This is a genomic window from Microbacterium aurugineum, assembly GCF_023101205.1.
Lineage (GTDB): Bacteria > Actinomycetota > Actinomycetes > Actinomycetales > Microbacteriaceae > Microbacterium > Microbacterium aurugineum.
This window is the reverse complement of record NZ_CP078078.1, coordinates 1,537,213-1,555,735: the sequence shown is the minus strand read 5'-3', so window position 1 is coordinate 1,555,735 and position 18,523 is coordinate 1,537,213. Positions and strand designations below refer to the sequence as shown.

Here is an 18,523-nt window from a genome sequence, read left to right as displayed (position 1 = left end):
CAAATCACGAAGCGAAGCCGACACCCGAGGAGGCACCGAGATGAACGCAACGACCGAACGTGACACCTCCACCGTCGAGTTCCGCCTGACCGCCATGGATCGTTGTGATTCCTGCGGTGCGCAGGCTTACATCGCCGCCGAGGTGAACGGCTCCGAGCTCCTGTTCTGCGCTCACCACGGCCGCAAGTACGAAGAGAAGCTCCGCAGCGTCGCAACCAGCTGGCACGACGAGACCGCGCGTCTCATCGAAGCCGTCTGATCACCCTCGACGGGCCAGCGGTCAGTCGATCACTACCCTGCGCACTCGCGCGGTGAGCCGGGTGAGGATCTCTTCGCCGACCGTGTCGATCCGCTCGGCGAGCGTGGTCGCGGAAGACTCCCCGGATTCGCCCGCGCCGAACAGCGTCACTTCGTCGCCGACCCGGGCTCCCGGCCAGCGGTCGACGATCGACGTCGTCTGACCCACGGCGGTGAGCACTCGGGCTCCACCGGGAGTCCCCACGCTCGCTCCGCCCAAGGTCGACGGGAGACCGTCGAAGCTGCCGATCGCGATCACGGCATCATCACCGTCGACCTCGACGACCGTCGCGACGAGGCTTGCTGCAGGTCGCACACCCTCGAGGTCCGGGCCGTCCGCGGATCGGATGCCGTAGCAGAACGCTCCGATGCGCGAGACCGAGCCACGCAGCTCCGGTCGCCACCAGGATGCCGCCGACGCGGTCAGGTGCAATGCGCGCGGAACCGGACCCGACTCCCCCACCACTCGCACGGCGTCCAGGAACACTGCCTGCGCCTCGTCGTCCTCCGCATCGCTCGCCTCAGCGATGTGGCTCCAGACCCCCTCCAATTCGAGGAGTCCTGCGGCCTCCGCGGCCCTGGCCTCGGAGACGACGTCGGCCCAGTCCTCTGGGAGTATGCCGTTGCGGTGCAGGCCCGTGTCGATCTTGAGGTGCACGCGCGCCCGTGCGCCCAGCGCCTCCACGCGGGCGATGATCCGTCGCAGATACTCGGCGGTGCCGACTCCGAGATCGATGCGGTGCAGCAGAGCGTCATCGACCTCCGCGTCCGTCGAGGTAGCCCAGGCGAAGATGCGCGCGTCTCCTCCGACGACGCGCCGAACCTCTGAGCCGCCCGCGATGTCGTAGCTCCCGAACCAGTCGACGCCCGCCTTCGACGCGGCCTCGACCGCCCACGCGAGCCCGTGGCCGTAGGCATCGTCCTTGAGCACGAGCATGAGGGTCGACGGTGCGATCCGCGCCTGAACGGCATCGACGTTCGCGCGGAAGACGTCACTGCGGATCCGCAGCTGCGGGCGGGTCATGCCTCCCACCCCCGCACAGCGTGCGCGCCCGCGACCGTGACGAGTTCCGCCGCCGTCAGCCCGGTGATCGCGCTCCATCGGGCGACTCCGGCCCTGGCCGCGCCCCACCCACCGAAATAGGTGACCTCCGATCCGGGCGCGATGTCGCTCTCCGGGCCTTCCAGGTCCACGACGCAGACATCCATCGCGACCCGTCCGATGATGGGTCGCGCCGTCCCGGCGACGTCGACGTGTGCGTGATTCCCGAGAGCACGGACGATCCCTTGCGCATAACCGCCCGTCACCAACGCCACGGTGGTCTCCGCGGGCGCACGGTAGGTGTATCCGTACGACACCGCATCCCCGGCGCGCAAACGTTTGGTGGACATCACTCGGCCGCTGAGGCGCATCACCGGCTGCGTCGAGAGGACTCCGTGCTCGTCCGGCAGCCCGTAGAGCAGAGTCGGTTCGATATCCGCCTCATCCGAGGTCACCCCGACGATTCCCTCCAACCGCAGCGCCTCGATCTCACCGACGGAATCGACCAGCACCCGTTCGGCGCCGGCGGCGGTCACCGCCTGCGCGACGGCGAGGATTCCGTGGCCCCAGGCATCACGTCGCAGATCCGCGACATGTCCGCCTGCGCGCACTGCCGCCGACGCGCCTGCCGCCAGCGCCGAGCGGGAGATCATCGCGAAAGGCAGGGCGCTGGAAGTCGTCTCACACACGTCCTCCACCCTAGCTTCCGCCTCCCAGGTGGACCTCCGAGTCCCCCGTAGACTGGTGGGGACCCCGACCCTGGAGCCATATGTCTCGTCTTTCCCTCGCGCCCCGCATCCGCTACCTGCTGGGACGTGCTCGCCGCATCGACGTCGGATCGGTGGTGGAACGGGCCAAGGAGGCATCGGAACAGCACCACAAGGCCGTCCCTGCCATCGTCGTCGACATGCTCTGGTCCGCGGCCCGGCACAACGTCGGGTTCCAGGACTACATCGACTACGACTTCGCCATGCTCACCAAGGCGGAGCGCGAGACCTACATGACCCACCCCGTGTCGAACCAGCTCTCGCAGCGATTCGACCACCCTGACTACCGCTGGATCTTCCAGGACAAGGTCGAGTTCGACAAGCAGTTCTCCCCCTTCCTGAAACGCGAGTGGATGACGGTCGAGGAAGGCAACGCCGACGCGGTGCGCGAGCTGACCGAGCGCCTCGGCACGATCGTCACGAAGGAGCCGGTCGGGCAGGCGGGAACCGGTGTGCATCGCTATCACGCGGCGGACATCGACGACTGGGACGAGTTCCATCGCGGACTGCTGGACCGCGGCGAGCTCCTCATCGAAGAGGTGATCCGGCAGCACGACGCCCTGGCCGCCGTCTGCCCCGGCACCGTGAACACGACGCGCATCACCGCCTTCTTCGACGGTGAGAAAGCGCACATCCTCGCGATCGCGCAGAAGTTCGGCCGTGGCGCTGTCAGCGACCAGATGACCTTCGGCGGCTTCTACACGATGCTCGACCAGAACGGGCACGCGATCGGCGCCGGGTACGACTCCCACGGACATGTGCACGAGACGCATCCGGATTCCGGCTTCCGCATCGCCGACTTCCAGCTGCCGTACATGGAGGAGGTTCGCGCCTTCATCGACGACGTCGCGCGCGTCGTGCCGCAGGTGCAGTACGTGGGCTGGGACATCGTGGTCTCCCCCGACGGCCCCGTTCTCGTCGAGGGCAACTGGGGAGCCGGAGTGTACGAGAACAAGCCCAGCGTGACCGGCATCCGCACCGGCCACAAGCCGCGCTACCGCGAGGTCATCGGCTTCTGAGGAAACGGAGAAGGCCCCGGATGCTCTGCGCATCCGGGGCCTTCTCCGTAGATCTGAGCGGATCAGACCGCGCGGACGATCCCGAGCGGCGTGGACTCCAGTCCCTGACCGAGCGGGTTGTCACCGAGGATCTTCACGAGCCGGTGCTCACCGTTCTTGTCGAGCGTCGAGCCGAGGATGTTGCCACCCAGGTCATTGATGTCGACGACGGCGACCTCTGCCTGGCCACCGATCAACGCCTTCAGCCGAGCGGCGACGCCATCCGGGTCCTTGGGTCCGAGCACGACCGCCTCGTTGTAGGGCGGGATCGTGTGCTTGGTGGGACCGTCGATGGCACGCGCCTTGTCACCCGCGATGCGGTAGAAGTCACCACGGCGACCGAACGCTTTGGTGACGGCGGCCACGGCGGACGCGAACAGGATTCGGGGCGTGCCGCATTCGCGGAGCGCCATCTCCATCGTCTCGGGCATGCCGAGTCCGATCCCGTACGGCGTGCGCGTGACGTACTTCGAGAGGAACAGCGCGAGCTTGCGCGGCTTGATCTCGTCGAGACGGTACGACCGCCCCTGGGTGATCGCCACGATCTTCTCGGTCACGAACAGCAGGTCGCCCGGCTGCACCGCATCCTTCGCATACTCCGTGATGATCGCGTCGAGGTCGTCCTCAGGCATGACCACGCGGGTGCGCAGCGGGATGCGCGCGTAGCTCGTGCCGTCGACGCTCGTCTCGAGTGCCTTGCCGTCGTTCGCCTGGCTCATTCGAGGTAGTCCCGCAGCGACTGCGAGCGGCTCGGGTGCCGGAGCTTCGCCATGGTCTTCGACTCGATCTGACGGATGCGCTCGCGCGTCACCCCGAACGTGTCGCCGATCTGGTCGAGGGTCTTCGGCTGACCGTCGCCCAGGCCGAAGCGCATGCGGATCACACCGGCTTCGCGCTCGGACAGCGAGTCCAGGAGCTGCTCGAGCTGGCGCTGCAGCATGGTGAAGCCCACGGCATCCGCCGGCACGACGGCCTCGGTGTCTTCGATGAGATCACCGAACTCGCTGTCGCCGTCCTCACCGAGCGGCGTGTGCAGCGAGATCGGCTCGCGGCCGTACTTCTGGACCTCGACGACCTTCTCGGGCGTCATGTCGAGCTCACGGCTGAGCTCTTCCGGAGTGGGCTCGCGTCCCAGGTCCTGGAGCATCTGACGCTGCACGCGGGCGAGCTTGTTGATGACCTCGACCATGTGCACCGGGATACGGATCGTGCGGGCCTGGTCGGCCATCGCGCGCGTGATCGCCTGACGGATCCACCAGGTGGCGTACGTCGAGAACTTGAAGCCCTTGGTGTAGTCGAACTTCTCGACCGCGCGGATGAGACCGAGGTTGCCCTCCTGGATCAGGTCCAGGAACTGCATGCCGCGGCCCGTGTAGCGCTTCGCGAGCGAGACGACGAGTCGGAGGTTCGCTCCGAGCAGGTGACTCTTCGCGCGCTGACCGTCGCGGGCGACCCACTGCAGGTCGAGACCGAGCTGACTCGTCTTCTCGGCCGGCGTCATCGCTGACAGCTTCTCCTCGGCGAAGAGACCGGCTTCGATGCGCATCGCGAGCTCGACCTCTTCGGCGGCGTTCAGCAGAGCGACCTTACCGATCTGCTTCAGGTAGTCCTTGACCGGGTCAGCCGTGGCGCCGGTGATCTGCGTCGAGTAGACCGGCACGTCTTCGTCGTCGTTCGACGAGATGACGATCGCGCCGGTCGGCAGCGGCTCGGTGAACTTCGGCTTGGAATCCTCGTCCTCTTCGTCGGCGTCCTCCGCCGCGACGACAGGGGCCTCGTCTTCTTCGACGACGTCGTCGGACTTCTTCTTCTTGACCGGTGCGCGCTTGGCAGCAGCGCGCTTGGCAGCGCTCAAGGGCGCGGGCTTCTCAGACGCTTCGGCCTCGACCTGGGCGTCGACGGCGGTCTCAGCGGCAGCCTTCTTCGTCCGGGTGTTCTTCGTCGTGGCAGGAGTCACGTTTCGCCTTTCACGGGGCGAATCTCTCACCCCGGGACATTTCGGACACTAGTAAGACCCTTGTCAAGTCCAGCGCTCGAAAACGCCGATTGACAACGGGTCAGAGTCCTAGTATCGCACACGTGTGGCGATGCAGGCGCATTCCGACCAAGTTCTCCCCGAACGGACTCAGGCGCGGCCGGGCTTGTCCTCGTCGCCGGAGGGACGGGAGGCGAGGTAGCGCTCCAGTTCCGCAGCCAGTTCGTCGGCGCTGGGAAGATCACGCTCGCTGAACCCGCCCTCGTCGTACGAGTCGTCGTCGGGGTTCCGACCCGCCATGTACGCGTCGTATCGGCGCTCGAGGTTGTGGACCATCTGCTGGAGCTCATCGTTCCCGGCGACCTGTTCGTCGACACGCGCCACGTAGTCTTCGCGACGCTCCTGCACCTCGTCCAGCATCAGCACGAGCCCCGTCGAGGCCATCAGACGCTCGGCGGCGGCGATCACCGCATCCGGGTTCTCCGTCTCGGCGAGGTAGTGCGGCACCAGCAGCACGAAACCGACGGCGCGGTCGCCGCGCTCGACGAAACGGAACTCGAGCAGGTGCCCTGCCGTCGCCGGCACCTGGGTGCGCGGACGCCAGACGGAGTGCGCGACGGTGAGCTCCCGACGATTGCCGCTGACCGTCGTACCGATGGGACGCGTGTGCGGAACCGGCATGGCGATCGAATGGACCCAGTGGAACCCGGAGACCTCGAACTCCGCAGCCAGCGCGAGGACGGTGTCCGCGAAGCGGTTCCAGGCGAAGTCAGGCTCGTAGCCGGCGAGGAGCAGGAAAGGACGACCGAGCGCGTCCGTCGCGAGCGACAGCTCGAGTCGCGATGGCTTGAACTCGGTGAGATGGTCCTGATCGAAAGAGATCACCGGCCGCCGCGCGCGGTAGTCGAGAAGGGCATCGTTGTCGAAGACCACGACGGGCTCAGGAGAGGCTGTCTCACGCAGGTGCTCGATGAGCCCGGAGACTGCACTCCCCGCGTCGGTGAAGCCGGTGAGAAGCAGCACCAGTGGCAGGCCGTGCGGCACGGTCGGCGCATTCGCGACGCGTTCGTGGATCTCTCCGGAGAAGGGCATGTGTCCATGCTACGAGCAGGTCCCGGTGCCGGGCCCCGAGCCGTCTCGCTGAGAGCGAACACACCCACCCGGCGCGCGACTCCCCGCACCGGCGGAGATCCTAGGATGGAGGCATGACGCTTCCCGTGCTCTCGCACACCACCGCTCAGTTCCCCGGAAGCGCTGCCGATGCCGCAGTGCTCGTCGTCGCCGCTCTCCCCGAGTCGGCGGAATCACTGGCCGGTTATCCCGGCCTCGCGGATGCCTTGGCCGGTGTCGGATTCACCGGCTCCGCCGGATCCTTCACCCGCGTGTATGCCCCCGAGGTGACCTCCCTGCCGTTCGCCGTCGTCGGCGCCGGCAGCACGCCGGATGCCGCGGCGGTGCGCAATGCGGCCGGAACGGCGCTGCGCACGCTGACCGGCTTCGAGCACGTCGCGGTCGCCCTCGCCGACGGGCTCGAGGGCTTCGCCCCGGCAGCCGCAGAGGGCGCTGTGCTCGGAGGACACAAGTTCGACGGCTACCGCACCGAGAAAGGCAAGACGCGCGCCGGTGAGATCACGCTGCACGCCGCGCTCGATGATGAAGACGTCGCGCACGCCCAGGTCATCGGCGAGGCGGTCGCGCTCATCAAGGACCTCGTGAACGTGCCCGCCGAGTGGCAGAGCCCCGCGCAGCTCGCTCAGAGCGCGGCTGACAGCGTCGCCGACCTCGATGTCACGGTCGAGATCTTCGACGAGAAGGCCCTCGCCGAGCAGGGCTTCGGCGGCATCCTGGGCGTGGGACAGGGCTCCGACCGACCGCCGCGTCTCGTTCGCCTCGACTACTCCCCCGCCGACGCTGTGCGACACATCGCGCTCGTCGGCAAGGGCATCACGTTCGACACCGGGGGCTTGTCCCTGAAGCCCGCGGCCTCGATGGTCGGCATGAAGTTCGACATGGCGGGCGCCGCGACGTCCCTCGCCGCGATCCGGGCGATCGCCGCACTCGGCCTCCCCGTCCACGTGACCGCGTGGCTCTGCATCACCGACAACATGCCCTCGGGTCGTGCGTTGCGCCCCGGCGACGTCATCCGCATCCTCGACGGCACCACGGTGGAGGTCCAGAACACCGACGCCGAGGGACGGCTCGTCCTCGCAGACGGCCTCGTGGCCGCGAGCCGCGAGAATCCGGACGTCATCATCGATGTGGCGACCCTCACGGGCGCCATCGTCGCCGCACTCGGCCACCGGCACACCGGAGTCTTCGGCGACGTCGAGACGGTCTCGTCCTTCATCTCGGCAACCGCCCAGGTCGACGAGCCCGCCTGGCACATGCCGCTGCCGGACTACATGGAGGAGTCGCTCGAGTCCCCCATCGCTGACCTGCAGAACGCGAATATGAGTGACCGGATGGGCGGCGCCTCCTATGCAGGCCTGTTCCTGCGGCGCTTCGTCGGGCGCACCTCGGACGCTGAGGACGCCCCCCGCATCCCCTGGGTGCACCTCGACATCGCGGGATCCGGCGAACATGCCGGCGCCCCGTACGGCTTCACGGAGAAGGGCCCCACCGGAGCGATGGTCCGATCGATCGTCGCCTTCGCCGAAGCATCCCACAAGGAGGCATGACCTATGACAACCCACACCTTCGACATCGTCGTCCTGGGCGGCGGAAGCGGCGGATACGCCGCGGCGTTGCGCGCGAGTGAACTCGGCAAGTCCGTCGCGCTGATCGAGAAGGACAAGGTCGGTGGGACCTGCCTGCACCGCGGGTGCATCCCCACCAAGGCCCTGCTGCACGCGGCAGAGGTCGCCGAGCATGTGCGCGATGCCGCTTCCGTCGGCGTGACCGCCACGCTGGAAGGCGTCGACCCGGCAGGCGTCCGCACGTACCGCGAGGGGATCGTCGCCAAGAAGTTCAAGGGCCTCGAGGGACTCGTCAAGGCTCGCGGCATCACCACGGTCGCCGGACTCGGTCGCCTGAACCCGGACCGCAGCGTGAGCGTCGGCGACGACGTCTATGTCGGTGCGGATGTCGTGCTCGCGACCGGATCGTACAGCCGATCGCTCCCTGGCCTCGAGATCGGCGGACGCGTCCTCACGAGCGAGCAGGCCCTCGCCCTCGACGTCATCCCGGAGCGGGTCCTCATCCTCGGTGGTGGCGTGATCGGAGTCGAGTTCGCCAGCGTGTGGCGTTCGTTCGGCTCGGAGGTCACGATCATCGAGGCGCTCCCCCATCTCGTCCCGAACGAGGACATCGCCCTCAGCAAGGGGCTGGAGAGGGCGTTCCGCCGACGTGGCATCCAGTACTCCCTCGGCACCCGCTTCCAGAGCGCGGTTCAAGACGATTCCTCCGTCACCGTCACGCTCGAAGACGGCAAGGAGTTCACCGCCGACTACCTGCTCGTCGCCGTCGGGCGTGGTCCGGTGACCGCCGATATCGGCTTCGAGGAGGCGGGCGTCACGCTCGATCGCGGCTTCGTGATCGTCGACGAAGACCTGCGCACCGGTGTTCCGGGGCTCTGGGCCGTCGGCGACATCGTCCCCGGCCTCCAGCTCGCGCATCGCGGATTCCAGCAGGGCATCGCCGTCGCCGAACGGATCGCGGGTCTCTCGCCGGTGAACATCCCCGATGCGCAGATCCCCAAGGTCACTTACTCGAGTCCTGAGGTCGCCTCGGTCGGCGTGACCGAGGAAGCGGCCGCGGCCGAACACGGCGCGGACGCGATCGTCGCCTACGAATACAACCTCGCGGGGAATGGCAAGAGCGAGATCATCGGAACCGGTGGTCTCGTGAAGGTCGTCCGCCTCAAGGACGGCCCCGTCATCGGTGTCCACCTGCTCGGAGACCGCGTCGGCGAGCTCATCACCGAGGGGCAGCTCGCCGTCGCCTGGGAAGCGCACCCGGAGGACATCGCGCCTCTCATCCACGCGCACCCGACCCAGAGCGAGGCACTCGGCGAGGCGTTCCTCGCCCTTGCCGGCAAGCCCCTGCACGCCCTCTGAGCACCAACCGGTGCCCGAGTCACTAAGCTAGACAAGCGTCATACAACTTCCTGAAGGAGACTCAGTCATGAGCACATCCGTCGTCCTCCCCGCTCTCGGCGAGAGCGTCACAGAGGGTACGGTCACCCGCTGGCTCAAGCAGGTGGGAGACACCGTGCAGGCGGACGAGGGCCTGCTCGAGATCTCGACCGACAAGGTCGACACCGAGATCCCCTCCCCTGTCACCGGTGTGATCGAGGAGATCCTCGTGGCCGAGGATGAGACCGTCGAGGTCGGTGCCCTCCTGGCCCGCATCGGCGACGGCAGCAGTGCCGCTCCGACCCAGGACGCCCCGTCCGCTGCCGCCCCGGCTGCCGAAGAGGCTCCTGCCGAAGCCGCACCCGAGGCATCCGCGCCGGCTGAGCAGGCGGCACCCGCACCTGCGGCGGAGACACCCGCCCCGGCCGCTGAGTCCGCGCCGTCGGCGTCCGCAGGCGATGCGACCGACATCGTGCTTCCGGAACTGGGCGAGAGCGTCACCGAGGGCACCGTCACCCGTTGGCTGAAGCAGGTGGGTGACGAGGTCGCCGTCGACGAGGCTCTTCTGGAGATCTCCACCGACAAGGTCGACACCGAGATCCCCTCGCCGGTCGCCGGCGTGCTCCAGGAGATCATTGCCGGAGAAGACGAGACCGTCGCCGTCGGCGCCGTGCTCGCCCGCGTCGGTTCGGGTGCTGCTCCGGCATCCGCCTCCGAGCCGGAAGCGCCCGCTGCGGAGGCACCCGCTGCGGAGGCACCCGCCGCTACCCCGGCCCCGGCCACCGAAGCGCCGGCTGCGGCTCCTGCACCGGCTGCGGCTCCGGCTGCTCCCGCGGCGGCCGCTGCTCCGGCACCCGCCGCCGCTCCCGCTGCACCGAAGCTCACGCTGCCGACCGAGAGCGACAACCTCTACGTGACGCCCCTCGTGCGCCGTCTGGCCTCGCAGCAGGGAGTCGATCTCGCCTCCGTCCAGGGAACCGGCGTGGGGGGTCGTATCCGCAAGGAAGACGTCCTCAAGGCCGCTGAGACCGCGTCCGCTGCGCCCGCCGCAGCCAGCGCTCCCGCCCCGGCGCCGCTCGAGGTCTCCCCGCTGCGCGGCACCACCCAGCCGATGTCGCGTCTGCGGAAGGTCCTCGCCAAGCGTGCGGTCGAGTCGATGCAGCAGACCGCTCAGCTGACGACGGTCGTCGAGGTCGATGTCACGGCTCTCGCCGAGTACCGCGACAGCGTCAAGGCGTCCTTCCTCGAGAAGACGGGCGACAAGCTCTCCTTCCTGCCGTTCTTCGCGCTGGCGACCGCCGAGGCCCTCCAGGCCTTCCCGATCATCAACGCCACGGTCGACGGCGAGAACATCGTGTACCCCGAAAGCGAGAACGTGTCGATCGCGGTCGACACCGAGCGCGGACTGCTCACCCCCGTGCTGCGCGACGCCGCCTCGAAGAACATCGCGCAGATCGCTCATGAGATCGCCGATCTCGCCGCCCGGACCCGCGACAACAAGCTGAAGCCCGACGAGCTCGCCGGTGGAACGTTCACGCTGACCAACACGGGTTCCCGTGGTGCCCTGTTCGACACTCCGGTGGTCTTCCTCCCGCAGTCGGCGATCCTGGGCACCGGAACGGTCGTGAAGCGCCCCGGTCTCGTGAAGGTCGGCGGTGCAGATGCCATCGCTGTCCGGTCGTACGTGTATCTCGCACTCTCCTACGACCACCGGATCATCGACGGTGCCGACGCTGCCCGCTTCCTGGGCGCCGTCAAGGCACGCCTCGAGTCGGCTCAGTTCGCCGCTCAGCTCGGCGCCTGACCCGAGAGTTCACCCTGGCTGGTCCGCGACGTCATACACGTCGCGGACCAGCCATTTCTCTTGCGTGCGGAGAAGCACCATGATGAGACGCCCTGACGTGTTCGCGGCATCCGCCTCTGCGTCCACGGCGACACGAACGACGGCGATGTCCCCGTACTCATCCACCAACTCGAATGTCGGTGTTCCGTCCGTCGCCGCGTCGAGGGCATCCAGGACCCTGGTCGCCCCCTCCGCCACGGCGTCCTCGCAGGACACGTCGCTCTGAACCCGACAGTCCGCGATGACACGGAGCAACGACGCTGCCGCCGCGGCAGGGTCGTCTTCTGCGGGAGTGACCTCGTCCGGCTCCGGCGACACCTCGTCGGGGTCCGGCGACCCGGCGCGTCGACGGGGATCCTGCGTCGCCTCGGAGTCCGCCCCGGCCTCGGTCGACGCTGCAGTGGAAGGTTCCGGGGAAGTCGCACCGCCCTCCACATCCGCTGCCTCCACATCCGCAGCCTCTCCGGACACGCCCCCGCTGGGCCACAGCAGCCCGACGGCCAGCACCGCCGCGGCGGCCGCACCTGCGATGAGCAGAGCCCGCCGCCGCCGCGACACATCGGCGCTCCCGGCGCCCGCACTCTCCGTCGCTCGCCTGGGCCCGTTCCGGCGGGCGAACGCCGTCCGTTCCCGCACCGCTACGCCGAGCACACGCGCGAGGGCGCCCGCCGCCCGCACCCGGTCCGCGATGTCCCTGTCGCCCCGCGAGCGGCGGAACTCTCTCCTCCCGCGACGACGACCACGCAGGCCCTCTGCGGATCGAGAAGGCTCCCCGCGTCGCGGTGACACGCGAAGGTCGTGCGACGTGACGGCGCGCGCGACCTCCCGCGCGCGCTCCGGAGCATGCAGCGCGCGATCGAGGGGTTGCGGAGCAGCGACTCCCAGCAACTCCTGCTCCCACTGTGCCAGCAGCTTGACCGGGAGGCGCGGCTGCGCAGCCGCCTTCTCCAGCCCTCGCCCGACGCTGTCGAGCACCCGCTTCACCACCTTGTCGGGGCTGTGCTCCTGCAGCCGTTCGAGGATGACGCCGATGCCCTCCCGCACATCCCCTCCCTGACCGACGACGAAGACGGGGCGTCCGCCGTCGGTCACCCACCATTCCCCGCTGCGGGCCTCCCCGGGGTCCTCCCCGACCTCGTGGAGACCGCGCAACAGGCTTATGACGAGAGTGCTGCACTCCCCGGGTGTCAGCACCGTGCCCGCAGCCGTGCGACGGACCAGGAACCCCAGCACCCGGTCCGTGCACCACGGCAGCAGTACGTCATGCCCTCCCCTCCGACGCACCACATCGAGAGGCGCAGCGACATGCTCCGCCCCGGCATAGCGCCACCCCACCCAGCCGCTGAGTGCCGCTGCATCGACACGCACTGCCACCCCCTCCCCAGAGGTGACGAGCGCACCGGCGAACGGCCCCTCCGCGCCATCGAGTGTCCGAACCACCCGGTGCGCCCCGGGAAGGAGCACCTCGCCCCGTCGGGCACCCGCTTCGATCTCCGCCATTGCTCCATCAGAGCGCACCGAGCGCGCTCGACGGGGTGTTCGGAGGCGTTGTGAATAGACTCCGAGGGTTTCCACGCATGTGCAGAAGAGGTGCGTGCGCCTCCGCTTCGCGCGAACGCCGACATCAGGAGGGTCGAGGACTCGGTAGGCTGGTCCTCATGGCAAAGCGTGCTTCTGAACCCGAAAAGCGTCCTGGGTTCTTCTCCCAGATCAAGTCCCTCTTCCGGTTCACCCGCGAGGCCTACTCGTGGCTTCCCTGGGCACAGCTCGCGATCCTCATCGGCGGCGTCCTCCTCGGCCTCGTCGCCGGCTATCTGATCCCGCCCTTCCAGGTCTGGACCCTCATCCTCTGGGGCATCACCGGCCTGATGCTGGGTATCCTCGGCGCGCTGTTCCTCATGACGCGCCTGTCGACGTCGGCCATGTACGCGAAGATCGACGGCATGCCCGGCGCCACCGGCCACGTGCTCAGCACCAGTCTCGGCCGCAAGTGGCAGGCCTCGGAGACACCGGTCGGCATCAACCCGAAGACGCAGGAAGCCGTCTACCGCACGATCGGCCGTGGTGGCATCGTCGTCGTGGGCGAGGGCGCGCGTGGCCGACTCACCCGCCTGGTCAACGAGGAGCGCAGCAAGGCCCAGCGCGTCGCACACGGCGTCCCGATCACGGTGATCTATGTCGGACACGGGGAAGACGAGGTCGCGATCGCCGACCTCGCGAAGACGATCAAGAAGATCCCCAAGGCGATCGACAAGGCCACCATGGCTGCCGTCATCCGCCGCGTGGAGTCCGTGTCGCAGTCGTTGTCGTCGCTGCCGATTCCCAAGGGGATCGACCCCACGAAGGTACGCTCACAGCGTCCGCGGTGATCTGACACCCGCACGAAGAACGCGGCCGTCCTCTTTCGAGGGCGGCCGCGTTCTCGCTCACTCCGAGAGCGGCTGACGTGGCAGGCGGCGGACCTTCGCGCGACGACGGCGTCGCTCGGGGACCATCGAACGCATCTCGTCGAGCTTGCCGAAGCAGAACAGCCTGTCGTCCGCTTCCAGCACGACGTGCTTGCGGGGATTGGGAATCACGCTGACGCCGCGGTGGAGCGTGAGGACCGTGATGTCGCGCTCCCAGAGCCCTGCCTCGCCGAGAGTCTTCCCGACCAGGTCGACGGCGCCGTGCACCATGAGCTCGGCGACGCCGTAGCCCGTCGAGACGGTCAGACGCTGGCGGACATCGATCTCGGGGAAAGCGACCTGCCCGGCGATGTAGTCGATGATCGCACCGGCGACGTCGAGCTTCGTCGCGGACTCGATCCCCTGAAGGCCCGGCGAGGAGTTGACCTCCATGACCAGCGGGCCGTCGTCGCCCTCGAGCATGTCGACACCCGCCACCCGCAGACCCATGATCTGGGCGGACCGCACGGCCGCACGCTCGTAGACGGGGTCCAGTTCGATCGCCTCGACCGATCCGCCGCGGTGCACGTTCGAGCGGAACTCGTCTCCGGCCGCGGAACGACGCATCGCCGCGACCACTCGATCGCCGACCACCAGCGCCCGGATGTCGCGCCCACGGCTCTCGGAGATGAACTTCTGGATCAGGACGTTCTGCTTGGTGGAGTGGAGCGTCTCGATGATCGCCTCGGCCACCTTGACCTGCGGAGCGAGGATGACACCGATCCCCTGCGTTCCCTCCAAGAGCTTGATCACGACGGGAGCACCACCGACCCGCTCGATCGCCGGTCGCACGTCGGCGCGGTTGCGCACGAACGCGGTCGGCGGCATCGCGATGTTGTGCCGTGACAGGATCTGGTTCGCCCGCAGTTTGTCGCGGGCACTCGAGATCCCGTTGGCGGTGTTCGGCGTGTAGACGTCCATCTGCTCGAACTGCCGCACCACGGCGGTGCCGAAATACGTGATCGAGTTGCCGATGCGCGGCAGGATGGCGTCGTAGTCGCTCAGCTGGCGACCGCGGTAGTGGAGATCGGGTTCATCGGCAGTCAGATCGATCGCAAAACGCAGGGTGTTCAACACCTTCACGTTGTGTCCGCGCTGAAGCGCCGCGGCGCGCAGTCGCTGAGTGGAGTACGCCTGCGGCGCGCGGGAGAGCACTGCGATCTTCACGGGGGATTTTTCCTGCCAGGATGTATCAGGTGAGTAGGTCTACCCCCCATTCAAACACCCTTACGGGGTGGCGAGAATGGGTGAGCCTGCCCGATCTCGGAGTGGACTGGATCAAGGCCAAGATCGACACGGGCGCGCGCACCTCGTCGTTGCACGCCTTCGACATCGTGGAGTTCGCACAGGACGGCGAGAACTGGGTCCGCTTCAAGGTCAAGCCCTGGCAGGACAGCCAGGAGGATGCCGTGGTCGTGGAGTGCCCCGTGCACGACCGTCGGGCCGTACGAAGCTCCTCAGGGCACGCGCAGGAGCGTCTCGTGGTGGAGCTGCTGATCCGTCTCGTGGACCGCGAAGTGCTCGCGGAGGTGACGCTGAGCAACCGCGACGAGATGGGGTTCCGCATGCTCATCGGACGCGAGGCCCTTCGACAGGGTTTCTCCGTCGACCCGGCGCGATCCTTCCTCGGCGGCCGCGCACCCCGCGACGCGCGACGTCGCAACCGCGGCAAGGTCTGAGCCCTCGGCGCAGGCTCGGATCACGGCTCAGGCGCGGATCAGGATAGTCCCGATGGCCTTGTCGTGGAGGCCGCGCTGGTCGCTGTCCCAGATCACCGCGGGGACGACGACGATGAGCAGCAGTGTCCGCACCACAGGACGCCACAGACCGATCCAGCCGCCGTCTCGACGCACCAGACGCATTCCGAGGATGCGGTGGCCCGGGCTGCCGCCCGCCGTCGGGATGAAGAGGATCTGAAGCACCGCGAACACGAGCATCGGCGCGAACTGGGTGAGCCCGGCCTCCGTGGGGAGCGCGAACTGGTCGTATCCGAGAAAGCCCGTCGCGATGATCGTCGCCGCGGCGTAGTCGATCAGAAGAGCGCCGATGCGCCGACCGGGGCGGGCGATGCTCCCGGTACCCGACTCCGGGAGTCCGAGTCGCTCACCGGGGTACGTGTTCACAGCATCCGTCACTCCCCCAGCCTACCGAGCCCGAAAAGTCGCGGTGACGACCTCACGCCTGTAACACGCCCGAAACAAAGCGGATACCGTAGAGAAATCCCCCGTCCGTACTCTGCAGAGTGGCCGTGAAGCCATCGATCCGCATTACAGGAGTCGTACATGTTCAAAGATTCGTCCGAAGTACTGACCTACATCAAGGAGAACGACGTCAAGTTCCTTGACATCCGCTTCACCGATCTCCCGGGTGTTCAGCAGCACTTCAACATTCCTGCATCGACGGTCGACGAGGCTTTCTTCACCGACGGCCAGCTGTTCGACGGTTCCTCGATCCGCGGCTTCGCGAGCATCCACGAGTCGGACATGCAGCTCATCCCCGATGTCACGACGGCGTACGTCGACCCGTTCCGCGAGGCGAGCACGCTCGTCATGCTCTTCGACATCTACAACCCGCGCACCGGCGAGATCTACTCGAAGGACCCGCGTCAGGTCGCCAAGAAGGCCGAGAAGTACCTGGCCTCGACCGGCATCGCCGACACCGCCTTCTTCGCCCCCGAGGCGGAGTTCTACATCTTCGACGACGTCCGCTACTCGGTCACCGCCGGCGAGAGCTTCTACAAGGTCGACTCCGAGGAGGCCGCGTGGAACACCGGCCGTGAGGAAGAGGGCGGCAACCTCGCCAACAAGACCCCGTACAAGGGCGGCTACTTCCCGGTGAGCCCGGTCGACAAGACCGCCGACCTGCGTGACGACATCACCCTCAAGCTCATCGAGTCCGGGTTCACGCTCGAGCGTTCGCACCACGAGGTGGGAACCGCCGGTCAGCAGGAGATCAACTACCGCTTCGACACGATGGTCCACGCGGCGGACGACATCCTCAAGTTCAAGTACATCGTCAAGAACACCGCCCAGGAGTGGGGCAAGGTCGCGACCTTCATGCCGAAGCCCCTCTACGGCGACAACGGCTCGGGTATGCACACGCACCAGTCGCTGTGGAACGACGGCGAGCCGCTGTTCTACGACGAGGCCGGCTACGGTCAGCTCAGCGACATCGCGCGCTGGTACATCGGCGGCATCCTGGCACACGCGCCGGCGCTGCTCGCGTTCACCAACCCGACCCTGAACAGCTACCACCGTCTGGTCAAGGGCTTCGAGGCTCCGGTCAACCTGGTCTACTCGGCCGGCAACCGTTCCGCCGCGATCCGCATCCCGATCACGGGCTCCAACCCGAAGGCCAAGCGCATCGAGTTCCGCGCGCCCGACGCCTCCGGCAACCCTTACCTCGCCTTCGCCGCACAGCTGATGGCGGGCCTCGACGGCATCAAGAACCGCATCGAGCCGCACGAGCCCGTCGACAAGGACCTCTACGAGCTCCCGCCCGAGGAGGCCAAGGACATCCCGCAGGTCCCGAACTCCCTGCTCGACTCGCTCGACGCGCTGGCGGCCGACCACCAGTTCCTCCTCGAGGGCGGCGTGTTCACCAAGGAGCTCATCGAGACCTGGATCTCCTACAAGTACGAGAACGAGATCCTGCCGATGGCACAGCGCCCGCACCCGTTCGAGTACGAGCTGTACTTCGGGGTCTGACCACCTCGGAACGGCACGGAGAGGGCCCTGCCGTCGCGACTGCGGCGGTAGGGCCCTTCGCGTCTCTGAAACCCGCTGCTCGTTGCGCCGTGGCGCGCTTGACCGCGTGGCATCCGGGTGATCAACTTGTGAGTCTGAGCGTCGACCGGGGGAACCATGCGCCGTAGAAGAATGACCGTGAAGACCGAGCTGCGCGCGCCCGCGGAAGACACCGCGACACAGCGATCGAACGCCGTCAGCGCGTATGCGCGGACGAACCCGTTCAAGTTCGGCCTGCTCGGCGCACTCGGTGTGCTCGTGGCCCTGGCGATCGGCGGCGTCATCGGTCAGCTCGCCACCGTGCTCGTGTACATCGGAGTGGCGGTGTTCCTCGCGCTCGGCCTCGACCCGATCGTCACGTTCATCGAACGGAGACTCCCCCGACCGGCAGCCGTCACGATCGTCGTAGCGGGCGTGATCCTCGCTTTCGCGGGCATCATCCTCGCCATCATCCCGCTCCTCGTCGAGCAGATCAGCAACCTGATCAAGGACGGCCCGCAGATGGTCGAGGATTTCATGGCCAGCGCCTGGTACAAGGACGTCAGCGGCCAGTTCGGCTCCACCATCACGGACGCCGTCCAGGGCGTTCTCGACTTCGTCCAGGACCCGGACAACTTCCTCGACATCGGAGGTGGTGTCTTCGCCGTCGGAGCGGGCATCGCGGGCGGGGTGACCGGCGTCACGATCGTCCTGATCCTGACCCTGTACTTCATGGCTTCGCTGCGGAGCATGAAGCACGTGGCCGCCCGCTTCGTGCCGGCCTACCAGCGCGACACCTTCAGCGGACTCCTCGAAGACGTCTCCGGCGCCGTCGGCCGCTATGTGATCGGCCAAGCGAGCCTGGCGCTCATCAACGGCATCCTGAGCCTGATCTTCCTCAGCATCATCGGCGCGCCCGTTCCTGCGCTGCTCGCCCTGATCGCCTTCATCGGGTCCCTGATCCCCTTGGTGGGAACGCTGACCGCCTCGATCATCAACTCGTTGATCTGCCTCTTCGTGTCACCCCTGACCGCCCTGATCGCGATCATCTACTACCTGGTCTATATGCAGATCGAGGCATACGTGCTCTCCCCCCGCATCATGAGCAGAGCCGTTGCGGTGCCGGGAGCGCTCGTGGTGATCGCCGCCGTGGCCGGCGGAACGCTGGGCGGTATCCTCGGCGCGCTCGTCGCGATCCCGGTCGCGGCGAGCATCATCATCATCGTGCAGAAGGTGACGTTCCCTGCGCAGGACCGGAAGATCGTTCCCCCGGCGACGTCGCACTGATCGGACTCC

General features: G+C 67.6%; 17 protein-coding genes. 9 read left to right on the top strand and 8 right to left on the bottom strand.

Annotated elements, in window-relative coordinates; genetic code table 11:
- The first annotated feature begins 40 nt into the window (after positions 1-40).
- On the top strand, positions 41-259 hold the full coding sequence (locus KV397_RS07570; RefSeq protein WP_047519411.1) for a DUF7455 domain-containing protein: 219 nt from the start codon (positions 41-43) through the stop codon (positions 257-259).
- Positions 260-280: 21 nt separating this feature from the next.
- On the opposite strand, the gene KV397_RS07565 is transcribed toward KV397_RS07570, so the two are convergent.
- Positions 281-1,321 (bottom strand): alanine racemase, encoded by a 1,041-nt coding sequence (locus tag KV397_RS07565; RefSeq protein ID WP_261812553.1) that lies wholly within the window; start codon positions 1,319-1,321, stop codon positions 281-283.
- A complete protein-coding gene (locus KV397_RS07560; RefSeq protein WP_261812552.1) occupies positions 1,318-2,028 on the bottom strand; it encodes an alanine racemase C-terminal domain-containing protein in 711 nt (236 codons plus the stop codon). The genes KV397_RS07565 and KV397_RS07560 overlap by 4 nt, the downstream gene beginning before the upstream one ends.
- A gap of 80 nt (positions 2,029-2,108) precedes the next feature.
- Here KV397_RS07560 and KV397_RS07555 point away from each other — a divergent pair, with 80 nt between their 5' ends.
- Positions 2,109-3,125: a sugar-transfer associated ATP-grasp domain-containing protein gene (locus KV397_RS07555; protein ID WP_047519407.1), complete on the top strand. Its 1,017-nt coding sequence runs from the start codon at positions 2,109-2,111 to the stop codon at positions 3,123-3,125.
- Between the two features lie 62 nt (positions 3,126-3,187).
- Here KV397_RS07555 and KV397_RS07550 read toward each other — a convergent pair whose 3' ends face one another.
- From KV397_RS07550 to KV397_RS07540, 3 genes are all read right to left on the bottom strand, one after another.
- On the bottom strand, positions 3,188-3,883 hold the full coding sequence (locus KV397_RS07550; RefSeq protein WP_047519404.1) for a coenzyme F420-0:L-glutamate ligase: 696 nt from the start codon (positions 3,881-3,883) through the stop codon (positions 3,188-3,190).
- Positions 3,880-5,121: an RNA polymerase sigma factor gene (locus tag KV397_RS07545; RefSeq protein ID WP_047519402.1), complete on the bottom strand. Its 1,242-nt coding sequence runs from the start codon at positions 5,119-5,121 to the stop codon at positions 3,880-3,882. Before KV397_RS07545 ends, KV397_RS07550 begins: the two co-directional genes overlap by 4 nt.
- Before the next feature lie 168 nt (positions 5,122-5,289).
- Positions 5,290-6,231: a proteasome assembly chaperone family protein gene (locus KV397_RS07540; RefSeq protein ID WP_131491133.1), complete on the bottom strand. Its 942-nt coding sequence runs from the start codon at positions 6,229-6,231 to the stop codon at positions 5,290-5,292.
- Between the two features lie 113 nt (positions 6,232-6,344).
- On the opposite strand from KV397_RS07540, the gene KV397_RS07535 reads away from it, so the two are divergent.
- The 3 genes from KV397_RS07535 to sucB all read left to right on the top strand — a co-directional run bounded on the left by KV397_RS07535 (position 6,345) and on the right by sucB (position 11,016).
- On the top strand, positions 6,345-7,817 hold the full coding sequence (locus KV397_RS07535; protein ID WP_131491134.1) for a leucyl aminopeptidase: 1,473 nt from the start codon (positions 6,345-6,347) through the stop codon (positions 7,815-7,817).
- Positions 7,818-7,820: 3 nt separating this feature from the next.
- The gene (lpdA, locus tag KV397_RS07530) at positions 7,821-9,194 is read left to right on the top strand and encodes a dihydrolipoyl dehydrogenase (protein WP_261812551.1); all 1,374 of its coding nucleotides are present in this window, start codon (positions 7,821-7,823) and stop codon (positions 9,192-9,194) included.
- A gap of 67 nt (positions 9,195-9,261) precedes the next feature.
- Positions 9,262-11,016 (top strand): 2-oxoglutarate dehydrogenase, E2 component, dihydrolipoamide succinyltransferase, encoded by a 1,755-nt coding sequence (gene sucB, locus KV397_RS07525; RefSeq protein WP_261812550.1) that lies wholly within the window; start codon positions 9,262-9,264, stop codon positions 11,014-11,016.
- A 9-nt stretch (positions 11,017-11,025) separates the two neighbouring features.
- Here the strand turns inward: sucB and KV397_RS07520 are convergent, their stop codons facing one another.
- A complete protein-coding gene (locus KV397_RS07520; RefSeq protein WP_261812549.1) occupies positions 11,026-12,555 on the bottom strand; it encodes a hypothetical protein in 1,530 nt (509 codons plus the stop codon).
- Positions 12,556-12,713: 158 nt separating this feature from the next.
- On the opposite strand from KV397_RS07520, the gene KV397_RS07515 reads away from it, so the two are divergent.
- Positions 12,714-13,424, top strand: coding sequence for a DUF4191 domain-containing protein (locus tag KV397_RS07515; protein WP_047520099.1), 711 nt, complete (start codon positions 12,714-12,716; stop codon positions 13,422-13,424).
- A 57-nt stretch (positions 13,425-13,481) separates the two neighbouring features.
- Here KV397_RS07515 and KV397_RS07510 read toward each other — a convergent pair whose 3' ends face one another.
- Positions 13,482-14,669, bottom strand: coding sequence for a RimK family alpha-L-glutamate ligase (locus KV397_RS07510; RefSeq protein ID WP_047520097.1), 1,188 nt, complete (start codon positions 14,667-14,669; stop codon positions 13,482-13,484).
- Between the two features lie 20 nt (positions 14,670-14,689).
- Here KV397_RS07510 and KV397_RS07505 point away from each other — a divergent pair, with 20 nt between their 5' ends.
- Positions 14,690-15,181: an ATP-dependent zinc protease family protein gene (locus KV397_RS07505; protein ID WP_052193283.1), complete on the top strand. Its 492-nt coding sequence runs from the start codon at positions 14,690-14,692 to the stop codon at positions 15,179-15,181.
- Between the two features lie 27 nt (positions 15,182-15,208).
- Here the strand turns inward: KV397_RS07505 and KV397_RS07500 are convergent, their stop codons facing one another.
- A complete protein-coding gene (locus KV397_RS07500) occupies positions 15,209-15,637 on the bottom strand; it encodes an RDD family protein (protein ID WP_047520095.1) in 429 nt (142 codons plus the stop codon).
- A 147-nt stretch (positions 15,638-15,784) separates the two neighbouring features.
- On the opposite strand from KV397_RS07500, the gene glnA reads away from it, so the two are divergent.
- Both glnA and KV397_RS07490 read left to right on the top strand, forming a co-directional pair.
- Positions 15,785-17,209: a type I glutamate--ammonia ligase gene (glnA, locus tag KV397_RS07495; RefSeq protein ID WP_226533076.1), complete on the top strand. Its 1,425-nt coding sequence runs from the start codon at positions 15,785-15,787 to the stop codon at positions 17,207-17,209.
- A 171-nt stretch (positions 17,210-17,380) separates the two neighbouring features.
- A complete protein-coding gene (locus KV397_RS07490; protein ID WP_261812548.1) occupies positions 17,381-18,514 on the top strand; it encodes an AI-2E family transporter in 1,134 nt (377 codons plus the stop codon).
- Positions 18,515-18,523 lie beyond the last annotated feature (9 nt).